Annotated in this window: 20 protein-coding genes; 6 read left to right on the forward strand and 14 right to left on the reverse strand. The window is 72.9% G+C overall.

Going from position 1 to position 21,351, the window contains the following annotated elements; translation table 11 throughout:
- Positions 1–23 precede the first annotated feature (23 nt).
- The gene (gene uvrA, locus BLU95_RS12595; RefSeq protein WP_093860104.1) at positions 24–2,936 is read right to left on the reverse strand and encodes an excinuclease ABC subunit UvrA; all 2,913 of its coding nucleotides are present in this window, start codon (positions 2,934–2,936) and stop codon (positions 24–26) included.
- A gap of 268 nt (positions 2,937–3,204) precedes the next feature.
- On the opposite strand from uvrA, the gene BLU95_RS12600 reads away from it, so the two are divergent.
- Together BLU95_RS12600 and BLU95_RS12605 are read left to right on the forward strand one after the other, a co-directional pair.
- Complete coding sequence (locus BLU95_RS12600; RefSeq protein ID WP_093860105.1) at positions 3,205–3,975, forward strand: maleylpyruvate isomerase family mycothiol-dependent enzyme; 771 nt, start codon at positions 3,205–3,207, stop codon at positions 3,973–3,975.
- Positions 3,976–4,032: 57 nt separating this feature from the next.
- Complete coding sequence (locus BLU95_RS12605) at positions 4,033–4,686, forward strand: MBL fold metallo-hydrolase (protein ID WP_093860106.1); 654 nt, start codon at positions 4,033–4,035, stop codon at positions 4,684–4,686.
- Positions 4,687–4,760: 74 nt separating this feature from the next.
- Here the strand turns inward: BLU95_RS12605 and BLU95_RS12610 are convergent, their stop codons facing one another.
- The 6 genes from BLU95_RS12610 to zapE all read right to left on the reverse strand — a co-directional run bounded on the left by BLU95_RS12610 (position 4,761) and on the right by zapE (position 10,765).
- Positions 4,761–5,762, reverse strand: coding sequence for a TerC family protein (locus tag BLU95_RS12610; protein ID WP_093860107.1), 1,002 nt, complete (start codon positions 5,760–5,762; stop codon positions 4,761–4,763).
- 212 nt (positions 5,763–5,974) lie between these two features.
- On the reverse strand, positions 5,975–6,556 hold the full coding sequence (locus tag BLU95_RS12615; protein WP_093860108.1) for a TerD family protein: 582 nt from the start codon (positions 6,554–6,556) through the stop codon (positions 5,975–5,977).
- 237 nt (positions 6,557–6,793) lie between these two features.
- A complete protein-coding gene (uvrB, locus tag BLU95_RS12620) occupies positions 6,794–8,896 on the reverse strand; it encodes an excinuclease ABC subunit UvrB (protein WP_093860109.1) in 2,103 nt (700 codons plus the stop codon).
- A gap of 44 nt (positions 8,897–8,940) precedes the next feature.
- Entirely contained in the window at positions 8,941–9,249 is a 309-nt protein-coding gene (locus BLU95_RS12625) for a helix-turn-helix domain-containing protein (RefSeq protein WP_093860110.1), read from the reverse strand.
- On the reverse strand, positions 9,246–9,620 hold the full coding sequence (locus BLU95_RS12630; protein WP_093860111.1) for a type II toxin-antitoxin system RelE/ParE family toxin: 375 nt from the start codon (positions 9,618–9,620) through the stop codon (positions 9,246–9,248). The genes BLU95_RS12625 and BLU95_RS12630 overlap by 4 nt, the downstream gene beginning before the upstream one ends.
- 56 nt (positions 9,621–9,676) lie before the next feature.
- Positions 9,677–10,765, reverse strand: a complete 1,089-nt coding sequence (zapE, locus tag BLU95_RS12635; protein ID WP_093860112.1) for a cell division protein ZapE — start codon at positions 10,763–10,765, stop codon at positions 9,677–9,679.
- A gap of 53 nt (positions 10,766–10,818) precedes the next feature.
- On the opposite strand from zapE, the gene BLU95_RS12640 reads away from it, so the two are divergent.
- The 4 genes from BLU95_RS12640 to msrB all read left to right on the forward strand — a co-directional run bounded on the left by BLU95_RS12640 (position 10,819) and on the right by msrB (position 14,166).
- Complete coding sequence (locus BLU95_RS12640; protein WP_093860113.1) at positions 10,819–11,586, forward strand: pyrimidine reductase family protein; 768 nt, start codon at positions 10,819–10,821, stop codon at positions 11,584–11,586.
- Between the two features lie 141 nt (positions 11,587–11,727).
- The gene (locus BLU95_RS12645; RefSeq protein WP_093860114.1) at positions 11,728–12,189 is read left to right on the forward strand and encodes an indole-3-glycerol phosphate synthase; all 462 of its coding nucleotides are present in this window, start codon (positions 11,728–11,730) and stop codon (positions 12,187–12,189) included.
- Positions 12,190–12,356: 167 nt separating this feature from the next.
- Positions 12,357–13,739: a UDP-N-acetylmuramate--L-alanine ligase gene (gene murC, locus BLU95_RS12650; RefSeq protein WP_093864833.1), complete on the forward strand. Its 1,383-nt coding sequence runs from the start codon at positions 12,357–12,359 to the stop codon at positions 13,737–13,739.
- Between the two features lie 22 nt (positions 13,740–13,761).
- Entirely contained in the window at positions 13,762–14,166 is a 405-nt protein-coding gene (msrB, locus tag BLU95_RS12655; protein ID WP_093860115.1) for a peptide-methionine (R)-S-oxide reductase MsrB, read from the forward strand.
- A 101-nt stretch (positions 14,167–14,267) separates the two neighbouring features.
- Here msrB and BLU95_RS12660 read toward each other — a convergent pair whose 3' ends face one another.
- The 7 genes from BLU95_RS12660 to BLU95_RS12690 form a co-directional block, all read right to left on the reverse strand.
- The gene (locus BLU95_RS12660) at positions 14,268–15,536 is read right to left on the reverse strand and encodes a cytochrome P450 (RefSeq protein ID WP_231978538.1); all 1,269 of its coding nucleotides are present in this window, start codon (positions 15,534–15,536) and stop codon (positions 14,268–14,270) included.
- The gene (locus BLU95_RS12665; RefSeq protein WP_400746097.1) at positions 15,533–16,168 is read right to left on the reverse strand and encodes a GTP-binding protein; all 636 of its coding nucleotides are present in this window, start codon (positions 16,166–16,168) and stop codon (positions 15,533–15,535) included. The genes BLU95_RS12660 and BLU95_RS12665 overlap by 4 nt, the downstream gene beginning before the upstream one ends.
- The gene (locus BLU95_RS12670) at positions 16,146–16,508 is read right to left on the reverse strand and encodes a DUF742 domain-containing protein (protein WP_093860116.1); all 363 of its coding nucleotides are present in this window, start codon (positions 16,506–16,508) and stop codon (positions 16,146–16,148) included. Before BLU95_RS12670 ends, BLU95_RS12665 begins: the two co-directional genes overlap by 23 nt.
- Positions 16,505–16,897 (reverse strand): roadblock/LC7 domain-containing protein, encoded by a 393-nt coding sequence (locus BLU95_RS12675; protein ID WP_093864835.1) that lies wholly within the window; start codon positions 16,895–16,897, stop codon positions 16,505–16,507. Before BLU95_RS12675 ends, BLU95_RS12670 begins: the two co-directional genes overlap by 4 nt.
- A gap of 98 nt (positions 16,898–16,995) precedes the next feature.
- Complete coding sequence (locus tag BLU95_RS12680; protein WP_093860117.1) at positions 16,996–19,038, reverse strand: ATP-binding protein; 2,043 nt, start codon at positions 19,036–19,038, stop codon at positions 16,996–16,998.
- Between the two features lie 102 nt (positions 19,039–19,140).
- Positions 19,141–20,163, reverse strand: coding sequence for an MBL fold metallo-hydrolase (locus BLU95_RS12685; RefSeq protein ID WP_093860118.1), 1,023 nt, complete (start codon positions 20,161–20,163; stop codon positions 19,141–19,143).
- A gap of 275 nt (positions 20,164–20,438) precedes the next feature.
- Positions 20,439–21,185, reverse strand: coding sequence for a hypothetical protein (locus BLU95_RS12690; RefSeq protein ID WP_093860119.1), 747 nt, complete (start codon positions 21,183–21,185; stop codon positions 20,439–20,441).
- Positions 21,186–21,351 lie beyond the last annotated feature (166 nt).

Below are 21,351 nucleotides of genomic sequence, written 5' to 3' on the forward strand. Positions count from 1 at the left end.
AGGCGGGCGGCGACGCCCGTCCGCTACTTGCGCGCCGCCGCGGCGCGCTTGCGGGGGGCCTTGGCCTTGGCCGGCGCGGCCGGGGCCTCCTCGAGGCCGCCCGGCAGGATGTCCCGGAGGAACTTGCCGGTGTGGCTCTCGGAGACGGCCGCGATCTCCTCGGGGGTGCCCTCGGCGACCACGGAACCGCCGCCGGAGCCGCCCTCGGGGCCCATGTCGACGATCCAGTCCGCGGTCTTGATGACGTCGAGGTTGTGCTCGATCACGATGACCGTGTTGCCCTTGTCCACCAGACCGGAGAGCACCTTGATCAGCTTGCTGATGTCCTCGAAGTGGAGTCCGGTGGTGGGTTCGTCCAGCACGTAGACCGTCCGGCCGGTGGAGCGCTTCTGCAGCTCGGAGGCGAGCTTCACACGCTGGGCCTCGCCGCCGGAGAGCGTCGGCGCGGACTGGCCGAGCCGGACGTAGCCGAGGCCGACGTCGTTGAGCGTGCGCAGGTGCCGGGCGATCGCCGGCACAGCCTCGAAGAAGCCGAGCGCCTCCTCGATCGGCATGTCCAGCACCTCGGCGATGGACCGGCCCTTGTAGTGGACCTCCAGCGTCTCCCGGTTGTAGCGGGCGCCGTGGCAGACCTCGCAGGGCACGTAGACGTCCGGCAGGAAGTTCATCTCGATCTTGATGGTGCCGTCGCCGGAGCAGTTCTCGCAGCGGCCGCCCTTGACGTTGAACGAGAAGCGGCCGGGCAGGTAGCCGCGGACCTTGGCCTCCTGGGTCTCCGCGAACAGCCGCCGGACGTGGTCGAAGACGCCGGTGTAAGTGGCCGGGTTGGAGCGCGGGGTGCGGCCGATCGGCGACTGGTCCACGTGCACCACCTTGTCCACCAGGTCGGTGCCGGTGATCCGGGTGTGCCGGCCGGGCACCGTGCGGGCTCCGTTCAGTTCCCGGGCGAGGTGGGTGTAGAGGATGTCGTTGACCAGGGTGGACTTGCCCGAGCCGGAGACACCGGTGATCGCGGTGAAGGTGCCGAGCGGGAAGCCGACCGTGACGTCCTTGAGGTTGTGCTCGCGGGCGCCGTGCACGGTGAGCTGGCGCTTCTTGTCCCGGGCGCGGCGGGCGGCCGGGATCGGGATGCTCCGCTTGCCGGACAGGTACTGGCCGGTGAGGGACTCCTTGTTGGCGAGCAGCTGCTTCAGCGAGCCGGAGTGCACCACCTTGCCGCCGTGCTCGCCGGCGCCGGGGCCGATGTCGACCACCCAGTCGGCCATCTTGATGGTGTCCTCGTCGTGCTCGACGACGATCAGGGTGTTCCCGATGTCGCGCAGCCGGACCAGGGTCTCGATCAGCCGGTGGTTGTCGCGCTGGTGCAGGCCGATGGACGGCTCGTCCAGCACGTAGAGCACGCCGACCAGGCCGGAGCCGATCTGGGTGGCGAGCCGGATCCGCTGGGCCTCGCCGCCGGAGAGGGTGCCGGCCGCGCGGTCCAGCGAGAGGTAGTCCAGGCCGACGTCGACCAGGAAGCGCAGCCGCTCGTTGACCTCCTTGAGGACCCGCTCGGCGATCTGCTTGTCCCGGGCGTTGAGCTTCATCGCGCCGAGGAAGTCGGAGCAGTCGCTGATCGACATCGAGGAGACGTCGGCGATCGAGCGGCCCTCGACGGTGACCGCCAGCACGACCGGCTTGAGCCGGCTGCCCCGGCAGGTCGGGCAGGGCACCTCGCGCATGTAGCCCTCGAAGCGCTCACGGCTGGAGTCGCTCTCGGCCTCCTGGTGCCGGCGCTGGATGAAGGGCACCGCGCCCTCGAAGCCGGTGGTGTAGGAGCGGTCGCGCCCGTAGCGGTTGCGGTAGCGGACCTCGACCTGGTGCTTGTGGCCGTACAGCAGCGCCTTCTTGGCGCGGGCCGGGAGCCCGGCCCAGGGGATGTCGGTGCGGAAGCCCAGCTCGCCGGAGAGGGCGTCGATCAGCCGCTGGAAGTACTCCTTGGTGTGGCCGCCGGACCAGGGGTGGATGGCGCCCTCGTCCAGCGAGCGCTCGTCGTCGGGCACCACCAGCTCCGGGTCCACCTCCATCCGGTTGCCGAGGCCGGAGCAGTCCGGGCAGGCGCCGAACGGCGAGTTGAAGGAGAACGAGCGCGGCTCCAGCTCCTCGAACGACACGTCGTCGTACGGGCAGTAGAGGTGCTCGGAGTACATCCGCTCGCGCTCGGGGTCGCCCTCGGGGAGGTCGACGAAGTCGAGCACGACCATGCCGCCGCTCAGCCGCAGGGCCGTCTCCACCGAGTCGGTCAGCCGGCGCTTGGCGCTGTCCTTGACGGTGAGGCGGTCGACCACCACCTCGACGGTGTGCTTCTCCTGCTTCTTCAGCTTGGGCGGCTCGGCGAGCTGGACCGTCTCGCCGTCCACCCGGGCCCGGGCGTAGCCCTTGGACTGGAGGTCGGCGAAGAGGTCGGCGAACTCGCCCTTGCGCTCGCGCACCACCGGGCTGAGGACCTGGAAGCGGGTGCCCTCGGCGAGCTCCAGCACCTTGTCGACGATGGCCTGCGGGGACTGCTTGGCGATCGGGCGGGAGCAGTGCGGGCAGTGCGGCTTGCCGATGCGCGCGAACAGCAGCCGCAGGTAGTCGTAGACCTCGGTGATGGTGCCGACGGTCGAGCGGGGGTTGCGGTTGGTGGACTTCTGGTCGATCGAGACGGCCGGGGAGAGGCCCTCGATGAAGTCGACGTCCGGCTTGTCCATCTGGCCCAGGAACTGCCGGGCGTAGGAGGACAGCGACTCGACGTAGCGGCGCTGGCCCTCCGCGAAGATGGTGTCGAAGGCCAGCGAGGACTTGCCGGAGCCGGAGAGGCCCGTGAAGACGATGAGGGAGTCGCGGGGCAGGTCGAGCGAGACGTTCTTGAGGTTGTGCTCGCGAGCACCGCGCACGATGAGGCGGTCGGCCACTGCTTCTGGCGCCTTTCTCCGGGACGAGAGGGCTGGGTGACGAGGGGTGTACTTCTTCCAGGATGCGGCAGCCAGCCTACTAGCTCACGCGTTCGATTATCGAGCTCGTCCAGCCGGGTCCACCCGAACGAGTGAGGACGATGCGCGGAGTCTTGACGCGGGGGCCGAAAAGTCCCTGCTCGGCGGCGGGCGACGGCGGTAGCGTCGCCTGGTCAACGAGCGAAGCCCCCTCGGGGCAACGCCCCGCCCCGCACCGAAGGCCGAATCGATGACCGACGCACAGACCGACCCGCGGACCGAGCCCGCCGCTTCCCCCTCCTCCGTCGCTGCCCGGCACCTGGCCGAGGTCGAGGAGAGCACCCGCCGACTGCTGCGGACCGTCGCCGGGATCGCGGCGGAGGCCGTCGCCGGGCCCTCCGCGCTGCCCGGCTGGACCCGCGGCCACGTGCTCGCCCACCTCGCCCGCAACGCCGACTCGCTGGTCAACCTGCTGGACGGCGCCCGCACCGGCACCGACATCCCGCAGTACCCGAGCGAGGAGGCCCGGGACCGGGGCATCGAGGACGGCGCACCCCGCCCGGTCGACGAGCAGCTCGCCGACCTGCGCGCCTCCGACGCCCGTTTCGGAGCGGCGGCCGCGCTGCTGCCGGACGAGGCCTGGGCCGCCGAGGTCCGGCACCGCAGCGGCGCCGTCTTCCCGGCCGCGGAGATCCCCTGGAAGCGGCTCGCGGAGGTCGAGTACCACCACGTCGACCTGGACGCCGGCTACACCCCCGAGCACTGGCCGGAGGAGTTCGCCACCGCCGAGTACCGCCGGCTCGCCGAGAAGCTGGCCGGGCCGGCCGGCGCCGGGCTGCCCGCCGTCGAGCTGCTGGCCGAGGACACCGCCGAATGCTCCGTGATCGGCGCCGGCGCCCCCGCACTGACCGTCGAGGGCCCCGTCCGCGCCCTGCTCGCCTGGCTCTCCGGCCGGGCCGACGGCGCCGGCCTGCGCCGCACCCCCGGCACCGACCTGCCGGTCCTCCCCCCGTTGGGCTGAGCCCCCTCGCAGGCGCGAGGATGGCCCTGACCCTGTAGCCCGACAAGGAGCGGACGGATGACGTACCACGGAGCGGTCAAGGTCGGCGGGCCGCCGGACGTGCGCGAGCTGGCGCACCTGATCATCACCAAGGTGGCGGTCGGCCCCCACGACAACAACGCCTACCTGCTGCGCTGCCGCGACACCGACGAGCAGCTGCTGATCGACGCGGCGGCCGAGGCGCCGGTGCTGCTGGAGACGGTCGGCGAGCGGCTGGCCACCGTGGTCACCACCCACCGCCACCACGACCACTGGGGTGCGCTGGCCGAGGTGGTCGCCGCCACCGGCGCGCGCACCGCGGCGGGCGAGCACGACGCCGAGGGCATCGACGTCCCGACCGCGCTGCCGCTGGCGGACGGCGACACCCTCGCGGTGGGCCGCTGCGAGCTCACCGTCCGGCACCTGGTCGGCCACACCCCCGGCGCGATCGTGCTGGTCTACGACGACCCGGTGGGCCACCAGCACGTGTTCACCGGCGACTGCCTCTTCCCCGGCGGCATCGGCAACACCTGGGGCGACAAGGACGCCTTCGCGAGCCTGTTCCGGGACGTCACCGGGAAGATCTTCGACGTGCTGCCGGACGAGGCCTGGGTCTACCCCGGCCACGGCGACGACACCACGCTCGGCGCGGAGCGCCCGCACCTCGCGGAGTGGCGCGAGCGCGGCTGGTAGACCCCGGCCACGAACAGGGGCGGGCCCGCGACCACTGCTCGGTCGCGGGCCCGCCCGGTTCACGGAGAGGTGCGTCAGGCGTCCAGCTTCTCCGGCTCGCCCCGGCCGCCCTGCTCCGCCTGCTCGGCCAGGGCCGCCTTCTTGGAGGCCATCAGGCTGGTCACGGTGGTCACGGCGAGCACCACCACGATGAAGCCCAGCGAGAACGGGATGCCGATCTCCGGCACGTGCACACCCTGCTCGTGCAGCGCGTGCAGCACCAGCTTCACGCCGATGAAGCCCAGGATGACCGACAGGCCGTACGACAGGTGGACCAGCTTCTTCAGCAGGCCGCCGATCAGGAAGTACAGCTGGCGCAGGCCCATCAGGGCGAAGGCGTTGGCGGTGAAGACGATGTACGGGTCCTGGGTCAGGCCGAAGATCGCCGGGATCGAGTCCAGCGCGAACAGGACGTCGGTGGTGCCGATCGCCAGCATGACGATCAGCATCGGGGTCATCAGCCGGCGGCCGTTCTCCCTGATGAAGAGCTTGGTGCCGTGGTACTTGTCGGTCGACGGGAAGCGCTGCTCGATCGACTTGAGCAGGCGGTTCTCCTCGAACTCCTCGTCCTCCTCGTCGGCCCGCGCCTCCTTGATCAGCTTCCAGGCCGTCCAGATCAGGAAGCCGCCGAAGATGAAGAAGACCCAGGAGAACTGGGCGACCAGCGCGGCACCGCCGGCGATGAAGACCGCCCGCAGCACCAGGGCGATGATCACACCGAACATCAGCACACGCTGCTGGTAGATCCTGGGCACCGCGAACTTGCCCATGATCAGGATGAAGACGAACAGGTTGTCGACACTGAGCGACTTCTCGGTGATGTAGCCGGCGAAGAACTCACCGGCCGGCGTCGCGCCGGAGTGCCACCAGAGGAAACCGCCGAAGATCACCGCCAGCACGACCCAGACCGTGGTCCAGATGCCGGCTTCCTTGATCGAGACCTCGTGCGGCTTGCGCCCGCCGATGAAGAAATCGGCCACGACCAGTGCCAACAGCACCACGATCGTGCCGACCCACAAACTTACGGAAACGTCCACTACTGCTCCTCCGGCAGGTAGGCGAGACAGTCATCGTCACTGCCGGAGGTCTCTTCCGCCCGTCGGACGCGCGACCGCGCACCCGTGGACCAGCGCCCCGGGATGCCGTGACAGGCATCCGTGATGACGGGGACGACTGCGAGGGAATACTCCCCTCCGCTGCAAGAAGGGTAACAGCACTCCCAAAGAAAGGTAAAGAAGGTAAAGAACCGTCAGAGGAACGGCTCGATGGCCGGCAGCAGGTCCTGGAAGGAACGGCCCTTCGCCGGGGCGCCGATCGCCTGCATCTCCCAGCCTCCGGAGCCGTCCCGGAACACCTTCGCCATGATCTGCCCGGTGTGCGGACCGCCGCCGGTCAGGTCGTAGCGGGCCAGCTCCAGCCCGGTCGCCTCGTCCACCAGCCGGCAGTGCGCGTTCTGCACCTCGGCGAAGGTCTGTCCGGTGTAGGAGCTGACCGTGAACACCACCTGGGTGATGTGCGGCGGCACGTGCGCCAGGTCCACCAGGATCGCCTCGTCGTCCTCCCCCACCCCGGAGCCGCCGACCAGGTTGTCCCCGGTGTGCCGGACCGAGCCGTCGGAACTCTCCAGGTGCTGGAAGAAGACCACGTCCGACGGGGTCCGCTCGGCGTACAGCAGCGCCGAGGCGTCCAGGTCGATCTGCCGCGTCCGGCTGCCGAACAGCCCCCGCCGGGGCGCCGCCCGCCAGCCCAGGCCCATCCGGACCACGGTGAGCGTCTCCCCCGGGCCCTTCTGCAGACTGACCCGCTGCCCCTTGGCCAGGTTCACCGACACGGCGGTTGTCCTCTCTGCCCAGCCGCACGGGATCCCCGCGCCGGCTCCACGGTGGAACACCCCGTTGCCGTCCCCCGGCTGAGGCCCCCTCTTACCGGCCGCCCGACAAGGGCCGCACCGCGGACCAGCCTAGGCCCTTTCGTCCACGCCTTTTCCGCCGTGTACCCCCTCACCGGGGCGACGACGCACCGGCGGGCGCGGCCGGGCGGAGAACCGGCCACGCCCCGCGGTCGGCCGCTACGCGATACCGGCCTCCCGCATCTGCCGCAGCTCCCGCTTCAGCTCCTTGACCTCGTCGCGCAGCCGGGCCGCGACCTCGAACTGCAGGTCGGTCGCGGCGGCGTGCATCCGCTCGGTCATCGACTGGATCAGCTCGGCCAGCTCCGCGGCCGGCATCGACTTCGCCGGCTTGCGGTCGGCACCCAGGGCCGGCACCGGCGCCTTGCCCTTGGCGCCCTTGCCGCCGGGCGCGCGGTACCCGGTGGACAGCAGTTCGTCGGTGTCGACGTCCTCGCGGGCGAGGGTGTCCAGGATGTCGCCGATCTTCTTGCGCAGCGGCTGCGGGTCGATCCCGTGCTTCTTGTTGTACGCCTGCTGGACCTCCCGGCGGCGGTTGGTCTCGTCGATGGCCTTCTCCATCGCCGGGGTGATCCGGTCCGCGTACATGTGGACCTGGCCGGAGACGTTGCGGGCTGCGCGGCCGATGGTCTGGATCAGCGAGGTGCCGGAGCGCAGGAAGCCCTCCTTGTCCGCGTCCAGGATCGCCACCAGCGACACCTCGGGCAGGTCCAGCCCCTCGCGGAGCAGGTTGATGCCCACCAGCACGTCGTACTCGCCGGCCCGCAGCTCCCGCAGCAGCTCGACCCGGCGCAGCGTGTCGATGTCGCTGTGCAGGTAACGGACCCGGATGTCCAGGCCGAGCATGTAGTCGGTGAGGTCCTCGGACATCTTCTTGGTGAGCGTGGTGACCAGGACCCGCTCGTCCTTCTCCACCCGCTTGCGGACCTCGTGCACCAGGTCGTCGATCTGGCCCTCGGTCGGCTTGACGATCACCTCGGGGTCGATCAGGCCGGTCGGGCGGATGATCTGCTCGACCTGGCCGTCGCCCCGGGAGAGCTCGAACTTGCCCGGGGTCGCCGACAGGTAGACGGTCTGGCCGATCCGCTCCAGGAACTCCTCCCACTTCAGCGGGCGGTTGTCCATCGCCGAGGGCAGCCGGAAACCGTGCTCCACCAGGGTCCGCTTGCGCGAGGCGTCACCCTCGTACATGGCGCCGATCTGCGGCACGGTGACGTGGGACTCGTCGATGACCAGGAGGAAGTCCTCCGGGAAGTAGTCCAGCAGGGTGTTCGGCGGGGAGCCCGGCTCGCGGCCGTCGAAGTGCATCGAGTAGTTCTCGACCCCGGAGCAGGTGCCGATCTGGCGCAGCATCTCGATGTCGTAGGTGGTGCGCATGCGCAGCCGCTGGGCCTCCAGCAGCTTGCCCTGCTTCTCCATCCTGGCGAGGGTCTGCTCCAGCTCCTTCTCGATGTCGGTGACCGCGCGCTCCATCCGCTCCGGACCCGCCACGTAGTGCGAGGCCGGGAAGACGTACACGGAGTCGTCCTGGCTGATGATCTCGCCGGTGAGCGGGTGCAGCGTGTACAGCGCCTCGATCTCGTCGCCGAACATCTCGATCCGGACGGCCAGCTCCTCGTACACCGGGAAGATCTCGATGGTGTCGCCGCGGACCCGGAAGGTGCCGCGGCTGAAGGCCAGGTCGTTGCGGGTGTACTGGATGTCGACGAAGCGGCGCAGCAGCACGTCCCGGTCGATCTCCTCGCCGACCTTCAGCCGCACCATCCGGTCCACGTACTCCTGCGGGGTGCCGAGGCCGTAGATGCAGGAGACGGACGCGACCACGACCACGTCCCGGCGGGTGAGCAGCGAGTTGGTCGCCGAGTGGCGCAGCCGCTCGACCTCCTCGTTGATCGAGGAGTCCTTCTCGATGTAGGTGTCCGTCTGCGGGACGTACGCCTCGGGCTGGTAGTAGTCGTAGTACGAGACGAAGTACTCGACCGCGTTGTTGGGCAGCAGCTCGCGGAACTCGTTCGCCAGCTGGGCCGCCAGCGTCTTGTTCGGCGCCATCACCAGGGTGGGCCGCTGCAGCTTCTCGATCATCCAGGCCGTGGTGGCCGACTTGCCGGTACCGGTGGCACCGAGCAGGACGACGTCCTTCTCCCCGCCGCGGATCCGCCGCTCCAGCTCGGCGATCGCCGCCGGCTGGTCACCGTTGGGCTGGTAGGGACTGACGACCTCGAAGGGCGCCACTGACCGCTCAATACTCGTGATGGGTCGCACGCCACCACCGTACGACCCACCACCGACAAGCGGAGACCGTTCACTCAGGCCGCGTGGGCCTCGAACCTGATGGCGGGGTCTCCGGAAGGGTCGATGCGGACTGCGGAGTCGAAGGCGGCGGCCAGTCGTTCGATCAACGGCAGGGTGGGATCCACCCCGCTCTCCTCGATGCTCTCGACGATCGCTTCGTCCAGTCCGGCCCGCTCGGCGAGCTCGGCGGCGGTCCACCCGAGCACCGACCGGCGGGTGTGCACGGCCTCGGCCAGTGCCATTCGCCGCCCGGCCGCCCGGTATTCCTCGGTCTCCCGGTGCTCCGGCGGCACGACCCAGCGGGTGTGGTAGCCGCTGCTCATCGCTCCTCCTCGTCCCTGTCGTAGACCTGGTGGTCGCCCGCGGGGCGATGCTCGGCCTCGCACAGCTTCTGGGCCCGGTGCGCCCGTCCCACCTCGTCGCTCTCGCGGTTCCTAGTCTTGCGGAAGACGGTCAGAAGCACAGCCCGCCGGGCTGGGGCGAGCCAGTAGGTGATCCGCATCGGCCCGATCCGCAGTTCCCGCACCGGGCCGCCGAGGTGGCTGGCCAGCGGGAACGGCAGCAGCTCCCCGTCGTCGGCCAGTCGGTCGGCAGCGCGTTCCGCTGCCCGGTACTCCGCGATCGAGCAGGTGCGCAGCCAAGCGCGCACCTCGGGCTCGATCTCGATCGTCCAGGCCTGCCGGTCGCCGGTCACTTGCTCCCCCTCCGCTCCGCAGGGAGCAACGCCCGACCGGCGCGGAGGTCACGCTGTCAGCTCTTCGCGCTGTCCCGGGCGAGGGCGACCAGGCGGGAGACGGCGCGGAGGTACTTCTTGCGGTAGCCGCCGCGCAGCATCTCCTCGGGGAAGACCTGGTCGAAGGGGAGGCCGGAGGCGGTGATGGGGAGTTCGCGGTCGTACATGCGGTCGGCGAGGACGACCAGGCGCAGGGCGGTGGACTGGTCGTCGACCTGGCGGACGCCGCGCAGGCAGACGGCGGTCACGTCGTCCAGCAGGGCGCCGTAGCGGCTGGGGTGGACGGCGGGGAGGTGGGCGAGCAGGGTGTCGAAGTCGTCCAGCGAGGCGCCCGGGGTGCGGGCGGCGACGGCGTCGACCTCGGTGTCCCGGTACGGCGGCGGGGCGTCCGGCAGGCCGCGGTGGCGGTAGTCCTGGCCGTCGATCCGCATCGGGCGGAAGTGCGCCGACAGGCCCTGGATCTCGCGCAGGAAGTCGGCGGCGGCGAACCGGCCCTCGCCGAGCTTCTCCGGCAGGGTGTTCGAGGTGGCGCAGAGCTTGACGCCGTTCTCGACCAGGCGGCCGAGCAGGGTGGAGACCAGGACGGTGTCGCCCGGGTCGTCCAGCTCGAACTCGTCGATGCACAGCAGGCGGTGGTCGGACAGGGTCCGCACGGCCTGCTGGAAGCCGAGCGCGCCGACCAGGTTGGTGAGCTCGACGAAGGTGCCGAAGGCCTTGGGGCCGGGGACGGCGTGCCAGAGCGAGGCGAGCAGGTGGGTCTTGCCGACGCCGTAGCCGCCGTCGAGGTAGATGCCGGCCGGGCCGACCGGGGCCGGGGCACCGCGGCGGAACCAGCCCCGCTTGGGCGCGGCGCCGTTGCCGCCGTTGAGCGCGCCCGCGAACTGCTCCAGCACCTGCACGGCCTCGTACTGGCTGGGCTGGCCCGGGTCCGGGAGGTACGTCCCGAAGCTCACGTCGGAGAAGCGCGGCGGCGGCACCATCTCGGCGACCAGGCGCTCGGCGGGCACGACCGGACGGCGGTCGGTGAGGGCGATCGGCGAACCGGTGACGCCGGCTATCGGCTCGGTCGCGGTGTCGGGGCGGGAGGCTGCGGGCACGGTGGTCAAGGGTACGCCCGCTCGGCGCGGACTCCGACCCCGGCCGCTGCGAGACTGGAGGCATGCAGCAGCTGATCAGTCCGCCGGACGCGGTGTTCCAGGATCCGGAGTCGCCGGAGGCGCTCGCCGCCGTGTACGCGTACCCCGGGCAGGTGAATCGCGGCCGCCCGTGGCTGCGCGCCAACATGGTGGCCGGCCTGGACGGCGCCGCCCGGCTGGACGGGCTCTCGGACGGCCTGTCGAGCCCGGCCGACAAGAAGATCTTCGGGGTGCTGCGGGCCCTGTCGGACGTGGTGCTGGTGGGCGCCGAGACGGTGCGGGCGGAGGGGTACGGGCCGGCCGCGGCGCCGGCCTGGTCCGCCGCGGCGCGCCGGGCGGCCGGGCAGGCACCCGCCCCGGTGATCGCGGTGGTCAGCCGCTCGCTGGGCCTGGACCTCGCGGCGCCGCTGTTCACCGAACCGCCGGTGCGCACCGTGGTGATCACCACCGAGGACGCGCCGGCGCGCAGCCTGGACGCGGTGGCCGAGGTGGCCGACGTGATCGCGGTCGGACGGGGTTCGGTGGACCTGCGGGCGGCGGTCGCGGCACTGGCGGACCGGGGCTGGACCCGGATGCTGACCGAGGGCGGCCCCCGGCTGCTCGGGCAGCTGGCCGCCGCGGACCTGCTGGACGAGCTGTGCCTGACGCTGGCCCCGCTGATCACCGGCGGCGACGCGCCGCGCATCATCCACGATGCGGAAATGCCTGACGTGCGGCGGATGCGGCTGGTCTCATTGATCGAGCAGAAAGGATTCCTCTTCACCCGTTACCTGCGTCCGCCGACCCCGTGACCCCCGGACCGTGATCCCGCTCCCTTCTGGGACTTCCTCCGCGTGGCCCGTGTGCCGGGTGAGCAGCGTGCGGAAAGCTTCCGCCGGGCAGTATGGGATGCGAAGCCGGGGCCCGGGGGCCGGTGTCTGGAAGGGACTCACGTGTTCAAGACGGTACTGATGATCGAAAAGGCGCTCTCCGACGCCGACGTGGAACTCGTCACCACGCTGCACAGCGAGGAGAAGGTGTCCTTCGTCGTCCTGATGCAGCCGCGCGGCAAGCAGGACGAGCTGCTGCGGGCGCTGGACGACGTGGCCCTGGGCCACCTCGACAAGGTGGTGCGCGAGCACGACGAGTCCGAGAGCGGGCCCACGGTGGCCACCGAGTCGCTCGAGCACAGCCTGCGCCACCTGCGCGACGCCGGCGCCGAGGCGGTCGGCGAACTCGTCGAGGAGAAGCCGCTGGACCGGCTGCGCGCCGTGGTGGAGGAGCACCGGGCCGACGAGGTGGTGGTGCTCACGTCCCCGCACTTCGTGGAGGAGTTCTTCCACCGCGACTGGGCCTCCCAGGCCCGCCACAAGGTGGGCGTCCCGGTGCTGCGGCTGTTCGCCAGCGACTCCTGACCCCGGCCCTCCCCGCGTCGGGCGGGGCGGGGTCCGGACGCCGTCGTGGTGCAGAATCGTCCTTGCGGTCCGGCGCGCCCCGGCCGCGAGGACGACCCGACCGTCGTCCGCACCTCCCCCGTCCCCGCCCCGTACGGAGCCCCGCCTTGAACGACGCCGCGCACGACCTGCACGCCCCGCACTTCATCGGCATCGGCGGCGCCGGCATGTCCGGCCTGGCGAAGATCCTCGCGGTGCGCGGGGCCAGCGTCTCCGGCAGCGACTCCAAGGAGTCCGAGACCGTCCTCGCGCTGCGCGCCCTCGGCGCGGCCGTCCACATCGGCCACGCCGCCGAGCACGTGCCGGACGGCGCGAGCAGCATCGTGGTCTCCAGCGCCATCCGCGCCGACAACCCGGAGCTGGCCGAGGCCCGCGAGCGCGGCATCCCGGTGGTGCACCGCTCCGACGCGCTCGCCGCGCTGATGGGCGGCCGCCGGGCGCTGGCGGTGGCCGGCACCCACGGCAAGACCACCACCACCAGCATGCTCGCGGTCGCCCTCGGCGAACTGGGCCTGGACCCGTCCTACGCGATCGGCGGCGACCTCGACGCCCCCGGTTCCAACGCCCACCACGGCACCGGCGAGATCTTCGTCGCCGAGGCCGACGAGAGCGACCGCAGCTTCCACAAGTACGCGCCCGAGGTGGCGATCGTGCTGAACGTGGAGCTGGACCACCACGCCAACTACGCCTCGATCGACGAGATCCACGAGTCCTTCGAGACCTTCGTCGCCCGGATCACCCCCGGCGGCACCCTGGTGGTCTCCGCCGACCACGACGGCGCCCGCGAGCTGACCGCCCGGGTGGCCGGCCGCGAGGGCCTGAACGTGGTCACCGTCGGCGCCGCCGAGGACGCCGACCTGCGGGTGCTGTCGGTCGTCGCGCGCGGCATGACCAGCGAGGTCACCGTGCTGCTGGACGGCGAGGAGCTGCACTTCACCGTCTCGGTGCCCGGCCGCCACTACGCCCACAACGCGGTCGCCGCGCTGGCCGCCGGTGTCGCGCTGGGCGTCCCGGCCGCGGACCTGGCGAAGGCCCTCGGCGCCTACACCGGTGTGCGCCGCCGGCTCCAGCTCAAGGGCGAGGCGGGCGGTGTCCAGGTGATCGACTCCTACGCCCACCACCCGACCGAGATGACCGCCGACCTGGAGGCGATCCGGGAGGCCACCGAGGGCCGGGTGCTGGTGGTGTTCCAGCCGCACCTGTTCAGCCGCACCCAGCAGCTCGCCGAGGAGATGGGCGCCGCGCTGGCGCTCGCCGACGCCTCCGTGGTGCTGGACATCTACCCGGCCCGCGAGGACCCGATCCCCGGTGTCACCAGCGAGCTGATCCTCGACGCCGCCCGCCGCGCCGGCGCCGAGGTCACCGCCGAGCACGACTTCGCCGCCGCCCCCGCCCTGCTGGCCGGCCTGGCCCGCCCGGGCGACCTGCTGCTCACCATGGGCGCCGGCGACGTCACCAATCTGGGTCCGGAAATCCTCGGGCACCTCGCGAACGTTTCCACCAACGTCTGAGTCCCCCCGACCTGGAGCCGTCATGAGCTACGAGATCGAGAAGACCGACGCCGAGTGGCGTGCCGAGCTGTCCCCGGAGGAGTACCACGTGCTCCGGGAGGCCGGCACCGAGCGCCCGTTCACCGGCAAGTACACCGACACCAAGACCGTCGGCGTGTACGGCTGCCGGGCCTGCGGGGCCGAGCTGTTCAGCTCGGAGACCAAGTTCGACAGCCACTGCGGCTGGCCGTCCTACTACGCGCCGCTGGCCGGCGACCGTGTCCAGTACATCGAGGACACCACGCTCGGCATGCGCCGGGTGGAGGTCCGCTGCGCGCGCTGCGGCGGCCACCTGGGCCATGTCTTCGAGGGCGAGGGCTACGGCACGCCGACGGACCAGCGGTACTGCATCAACAGCGTCTCGCTGACGCTGAAGCCGGCCGAGTAGCGGCGAACGGCGGCAGGTGGGCCCGGTACCCCGGCGGGGTGCCGGGCCCACCTGCCGTCCGGCCCACCTGCCGTCCGGCCCACCTGCCGTCCGGCCCGGCGCTACCCGGCCACCGGGGTGAAGCGGACCGGGAGGCGGACCAGGGCGCGGTGGAAGGGGCCGGGGCGCCAGCGCAGGGTGTCGGCGGGTTCGGCGAGTTCGAGGTCGCCGATCCGGCTGGTCAGCTGCTCGACCGCGGTGATCGCGATCAGCAGGGCCGGGTCGCGGGCCGGGCAGGCGTGCGGGCCGGCCGCCCAGGCCAGGTGGGCCGACTCGCCGCTGCGCAGCCCGGCGGTGTCCGGGCTGTCGGCCGGCGGCGCGGCCTCGGAGTTGGCGGCGGCGTAGGAGACCAGGACCAGCGAGCCGGCCGGGATCGCCCGGCCGGCCAGGACGGTGTCGCAGCGCGGGTAGTGGGCCGAGAGGTTGGCCAGCGGCGGCTCGTGCCAGAGCACCTCGTCGATCGCCTGGTGGGCGGTCATCGCGCCGCCGAACAGCGAACCGGCGTAGCGGGCGTCGGTGAGCAGCCGGCGCAGGGCGTTGCCGATGAGGTTGGTGGTCGGCTCGTTCCCGGCGATCATGGTCAGGGTGATCTGCCGGACCACCTCGTCGTTGTCGAGGCCCGCCGGGTGGGTGAGGAACCACGAGGTCAGGTCGTGCCGGGGGCGCTCGCGGCGCTCGGCGACCATCGCGGTGACCACGGCGACGAGGTCCGCGTACGCGGTCACCGCCTGCCGGGTGGACTCGATCATGCCGACGATGCCGGCCACCAGCCGTTCCCGGTGCTCGTCGGGCACGCCGAACCAGGTGGTCACCACGTGGACGGGCAGCCGGCGGGCGTAGTCGGCGATGAGGTCGGCGGAGCCGGTGGCCCCGAAGGTGCCGATCAGCCGGTGGGCGACCTCGGCCACCCGGCGCTGCAGCAGGTGCGGTTCCAGCAGCGCGAGGCCGTCGGTGATCACCTGCCGGTAGCGGGCGTGCGTCTCCCCGTCGCTGAACAGCGCGGTCGGCCGGTAGCCGAGCACCGGGAGCAGCGGGGAGTCCGGGGGGACGGTCTGCTGCCAGGCCCGGGAGTCCTTGGAGTAGGTGTCGGTGTCGCGCAGCAGGTCCAGCGCGGCCTGGTAGTCGGTGACCAGCAGGGCCCCGACGCCGGGCGCGATCTCCACCGGGGCGACCGGGCCCTGTCGGCGCAGCCGCTCGTAGACGGTCTGCGGGTCGGCGGCGAAGGCCGGGCCGTGGAGGGCGGTCGGGGCGGGCGCGGCGGGGGGCTGTGCTGCAGGGGACTGTGCGGCAGGGGGCTGTGCGGTGGGGGGCTGTGCGGTGGGGGTGGTCATGACTGCTCCGGTGCGGAGGGCGGCAGGCCGTGCAGGACGTGTTCGGTGAGGGCGATCAGGGCGTCCAGGCTGGAGCCGCGCTCGCGGGCGTCGCAGAGCACCAGCGGGGTGGCCGGATGCAGGTCGAGGTGGGTGCGGAGCACCTCGGGCGGGTGCGCCGGCGATTCGGGGAAGCGGTTGACGGCGACCGCGTACGGCAGGCCCTGTTCCTCGACCATGTCCATGATCTCGAAGGAGTCGGCCAGCCGGCGGGTGTCCGCCAGGACCAGGGCGCCGAGGGCGCCGCGCGCGATGTCCTGCCAGAGCGGGAAGAACCGCCGCTGGCCGGGGGTGCCGAACATGTACAGCACCACCTCGCCGGGCAGCGTGAGCCGGCCGAAGTCGACCGCGACCGTGGTGGTGGACTTGCCGGGGAGGCCGGCCAGGTCGTCGACGGGGGCGCCGGTCTCGGTCATCGCCTCCTCGGTGTGCAGGGTGGGGATCTCCGAGAGGGTGCGGATGAAGGTCGTCTTGCCGACGCCGAAGGGGCCGGCGACCACCAGCTTCATCAGCGTCTGTTCGGGGTCGGGCAGGTAGCCCACCCGGTCCGGGCGCCCCGGAGCGGGCGGCCTACCGGAGAGTGCGGAGTCCAACGAGGAGCCTCTCGACGAGGGAGCGGTCGGTCTGCTGGGCGCGGGGGATCGGCGCGCGGGCGTGCAGGCAGCCCGCCTCGACCAGATCGGCCGCGAGGAAGACGGTCGCGCTGACCGGGAGCCGCAGATGTGCGGCGGCCTCGACGACGGTGAGCGCGCCGGGCCGCAGCAGTTCCCAGAGCCGCCGGTGCTCGGCCTCCAGCTCGGTGAGCGCCTCCGGCTGCCCGGCGCCGGTCGCGAACAGCACGGTGAGCCGTTCGAACCCGTCGGTGCCGGCGCGGGCCCGGCCGCCGGTGGCCAGGTAGGCGGGCACCATCCGCCTGCGGGGGACGGCGGTCATGACCGCGGGGCGTCCTGCCGCCTGGCCGGGCTGGCCAGGGCTCGGCCGAGGGCGGCCACCTGGACCTGCATCTGGTAGGCGACGTTGCCGAGTTGGGCCTCGGGTGTGGTGAACACCGCGAGCGAGGTGTTCTCCCCGGCCGGGACGACGACGGCGAAGCCCAGCTCGGACTCGACCACGGTCTGCGCCAGCCGGGGCTGCTCGGTGTCGGTGAAGGCGGTGGTGAACGCGCGGGCGGCCGCGTGGACGGTGGCGGTCATCGCGGCGACCCGCTCGGCGGAGGCGCGGCCGAGGCCGGACGAGGCGGCCTCGACCAGGCCGTCACCGGTGGCGATCACCGCGTGGACGACGCCCGGCAGTTCCAGGAGCGGGCTCAGCACCCACCCGATCCCTTCGGCGGCGGCCGGGGCGCCGGTGGGCGAACCGGCCGGTGCGGGGGTGGCGGTGGCGGTGCTGGGGCTGGACGTGCTGCTCACGGCGCGGCTCCTCAGGAGGTCTGGGTGCTCCGGCGGCCGGACGCCGCCGCGGGACCGGCGCCGGTGCGGGCGGCGTCGGGGCGGGGCGGGGCCGCCCGGTCGGCGCCGGCGGGGCCGGTCGCCTCGGGGGACGGGGAGTGGGGGCTCTGGGGGGTGCCGGCCTCGGCGCCGGCGGCCTCGGGGACGGTCACGGGGACGGCCTCGGCGGCTTCCTCGGTGACGACCTCCGTGACGGACCCGGTCACGGCCTCGGTGACGGACCCGGTCACGGCCTCGGTGGCGGACCCGGTCACGGCCTCGGTGGCGGCGGCGTCGACGGTCGCGAGGACGGTCTCGGCGGCAGCGGCCCCGACGGCCTCCGCGGTGACGGCCTCCGCGACGGCGGCGCGGCCGGAGCCGGTGCCGTGCTGGAGCGCCTGCCAGCGGGCGGCCGCCTGCTCGGGCGTCCGCACCGGGCGGACGGCGCCGGGCCCGGGTGCCGCGGCACCCTCGGCCGGCGAGGGCGGCGCGGACACCGGCCGCCTCCGGCGGCGGCTGGGCAGCCCGGTGCCGTCGTCGGGCGCGGCGGGCTCGTCCGGCACCGCCCGCACCGGCGGGACGGCCTGCACCGGCGGTCCGTCGGACGGGCGCGGCAGCCCGGACGGCACCGGCAGGTCCGGCGGGTCCGGTACCGGGGGGACGACGTGGATCGCCGGGACACCCTCGCGGGCGCGTCCGCCCGCGGTGGGAGCCGGTCCGGCCGGGCCGGCTCCGGCCCGCAGCGGCAACGGGGTCAGCACCGACAGCGGCTGCTCCTCGTCCACCACCGTCAGCAGCCCGGCCGGGATCCGGAGCAGGGCCCGCATCCCCCCGTACGGGGAGGGCTCGACGTGGCAGGAGAAGCCGTACTGCCGGGCCAGCTTGCCGACCACCGCGAACCCGGTCCGCGGCGGGTTGCCGAGCTCGGTGAGCAGTACCTCGGACGGGCCAGCCAGCAGCCGGCGGGCCCGGCGGAGCTGGTCCTCCTCCATGCCGATGCCGCTGTCGTCGACGATCACCAGCGCACCCCGGCCGCCCTGCTGGAGGGTGACCGGGACGTCCGTCTCGGGGTGCGAGTAGGCGGTGGCGTTGGCGAGCAGTTCGGCGACCGCGATGGCCACCGGCTCGGCGGCCCGGGCCACCACGGCCAGCCGGCCCTCGCGCAGGTGGTTGGCCACCTTGATGCGGGCGTAGCCGGGCACCCGGGAGAGCGCGCCGACCACCACCTCGGCGAGCGGCGAGTCGGTGCGGGCCAGGCCCGGCCAGGCCTCGCAGAGCACGGCCACGGTCTGGATCCGGCGCAGCGCGACCTCGTTGCGGAAGTCGACCTCCAGCAGCCGGGGGTCGTCGTTGTCGTCCTGGAGCTGCTGGACCAGGCTCTGGATCTGGTAGAGCAGGGTCTGGATCTTCGAGGTGGCGCCGCGCATGGCGGAGCGGGCGGCGGCGTCGACGCGCTCCCGCTCGTCGGTGACGGCCGCGGAGGCCGCGTCCAGGACGGCCTGCAGGGCCTGCACGGCGGCCGGGCCGACGGCGTCGGCGGCGAGCGGTCCGGCGACCGGCGCGTTGGGGTGGCTCAGCCGCAGGGCGGCGGCGGCCACCCGCTCGGTGGCGAGGTGGCCGATCTCGGCCAGCAGGGCGGCGGCACCGGCCTCGGCCGCCGCGGCGCGCTGCTCCGCGGCGTCGGCCCGCTGCTCGGCCCCGGCCGCCCGGTGGTCGGCCTCGGCCGTGCGCTGTCCGGCCTCGGCGGCACGGTTCTCGGCCCGGTGGGCGCGGTCCTCGGCGGCCAGCGCGCGGTCGGCCGCGCCGCTGGCCTCCACGGCCGCCTGCCTTGCCTCGGCCCCGGCCTCGCGGGCCTGCTGCTCGGCCCGGGCGGTCTGCCCCTCGGCGGCGCGGGCGCGTTCGGCGGCCAGGCCCGAGGCGGTCTCCGCGGCCTCGGCCCGGGCCGCGGCGCGCGAGCGGCCGCGCGCCAGGAGCGCGGCGGCCACGAGCGCGGCGAGCGCGATCAGCGCCAGGGCCGGTACCAGGAACTGCGTCATCGACGTCCTCGGAGTTTCCTTGTACGAAGAACGGGGTCGGTCGGGTACCACCGGCCGGGTGCCGGGTACCGCGGACCGGGGTCCGGGTGCCCCGGACCGGGCTCAGGCCGTGGCGCGGCCGTTCGCGCGGGGGCGGGGCGCCCGGCGGTCGGTGTCCTCGTCGATCTCACGGGCCACCAGTGCCACCTGGTTCATCGCCGCGAGGATGTTCGGCACCTCGCTGCCGTCCAGGTGCCGGTACTCGGCCGCGACGGTGAGCACCAGCCGCTCGGGCAGCCCGAGTTCGGGGTACCGCTGCTCGGCGATGATCCGGCGCGCCGCGTCCAGCGCGGTGAGTCCGGCGGTGTGCAGGGCGTGGGTGCGCTCGCGGACGTGGCCGAGGTAGGCGATGTGCTCGTGGACGCCGGGGCGGTCGAGCACCGGACCGTGGCCGGGCACGACGATCCGGGCGCCGGTGGCGAGGATCCGCTCGCAGGCGGCGATGATGTTCTCCAGCGGACCGGCCCAGTGCGAGGGGTGGTCCCCGGGCTGGGCGGCGGTCGAACCGAAGATCACGTCGCCGGTGAACACCGCGCGCTGGTGCGGGAGATGGACGATGAGGTCGCCGCCCGTGTGGGCCGCGGGCAGGCCGGTGATCTGCACCGGGTAGTCCCCCACCCGCAGCTCCAGTTCGCCCTGGAAGACGGTGTCCGGATGGACGGGATCGGTCCCGGACCAGTCGAACTGCCCGAAGTGGCGCCGGAGGTAGTCGCCGAGCGGCGAGTCCGGGTCGCTCCCGGTGACCAGCGCGTGGGTCTGCTGGGGCGTCGGCTCCCAGTGGATGTGCTCCAGCGCCTCGCGGGTGGCGATCACCTCGGCGTCCGGCAGCACGCCCGCGCCCCAGAGGTGGTCGCCGTTGGCGTGGGTGACGACGATCCGGTCGACGTCGACGCCGTCGGCCAGCCGCTTGCGGCTCTCGGCGAGGAACTCGGCGGCCAGCGAGGGGTCGTAGGGGGTGTCGATCCACAACGCGGTCCGTTGCCCGGCGAGCAGTCCGCAGTTGGCCAGTCCCCAGCCCCGCTTCGGCGGAAGCCAGACGTACAGGTCCTCGGCAATCGCGCTCACGTTCGCACGGTTGATCGTCATGGGCGCGATTATGCCGATGATGCGACAGCGGTGGAGCGAAACCCTGGCGTTTTCGGCCATTCCCCGCCCCGGACTCTCCCGTCCCGCCCCTTTCCTCCCGGTTCACCGCCCGCCGCCGTTCCGGGATCCGGTCAGCGGGCGTCCCGGCATCCGGTCGGGCACGGGCCCGGGCACCGGTCCGGGCACGGGCACGGGGTCAGGCACGGGGTCAGGCACCGGGTCAGGCACCGGTTCCCGTCGGCGCGGACCGGACGGACGGCGCGGCCGACGCCGGGTCAGCCGGACGGCAGGACGCGGCAGACCTCCACCGTCACGTCCACGGTGTCCAGACCGATCACCCGGCCCTCGACGGCGACGAATCCTTTCTCCCCCGAGCGGAACAGCCCGGCCAGCGGGGACTGCCGCCCGGCCGCCGCGAGCGCCTCCACCGCCATCGCCGAACCGAAGGCGAAGACCCCGCAGAGCACCACGCAGGGCGCCTGCCGGGAGGTGCGGGTGACGAACACGAAGCCGTGGTCGCGGACGAGTTCGTCGGCCGCGTTGTACTGCGCCTCGAAGGCCATCCCGCCCCAGCGGGCCCGGGCCGCCTGCGGGTGCTCCAGCCGGAAGTCCGGGAAGGCGGTGGCCAGCACGCCCGCCGAGTAGGCGTTGACGCTCGGCCCGCCGACCGAGAAGGTCGGCATCCGCGGGTCCTGCGCACCCGCGGTGACCAGTTCGATGGTGGCCTTGCGGTTGATCTTCCGCAGCAGGTCGGTGAGTTCGGCGATCGCCCGGGCCTCGGCCATCGGCATGAACAGCACGTTCCGAGGCCCCCGGCTGGTGAGCCGGCAGCCGTCCTTGGCGTAGGCGAACTCGCCCACCTCGATACTCGGGGTGACGATCTGCACCCGGCCGTACGGGCCGAGCAGCGCGCGCAGGAAGCCGTAGCGCAGGAAGAGGCGGGTCCGGGCGAGCGACCGCGCCGCGAGAAAGCCGATCACGGCCGGGACGAACCCGACCAGGATCTGGAGCAGGATCTCCATGGCACCCCCGCGATGACTCGGGCACGAACTGTGTGCGCCGATGTGATGCCCCGTAGAACCCCGGGAACTCCCGAGTCGGGCCGACACCCGGCGTCCACGCCCCGTCGCACGCCCGATTCACCCGTCCGGCTCAGTCCACCCGTCCTCCGGGCATCACGCTCCGTCA

This window comes from Streptomyces sp. TLI_053, from assembly GCF_900105395.1.
Taxonomy (GTDB): Bacteria; Actinomycetota; Actinomycetes; order Streptomycetales; family Streptomycetaceae; genus Kitasatospora.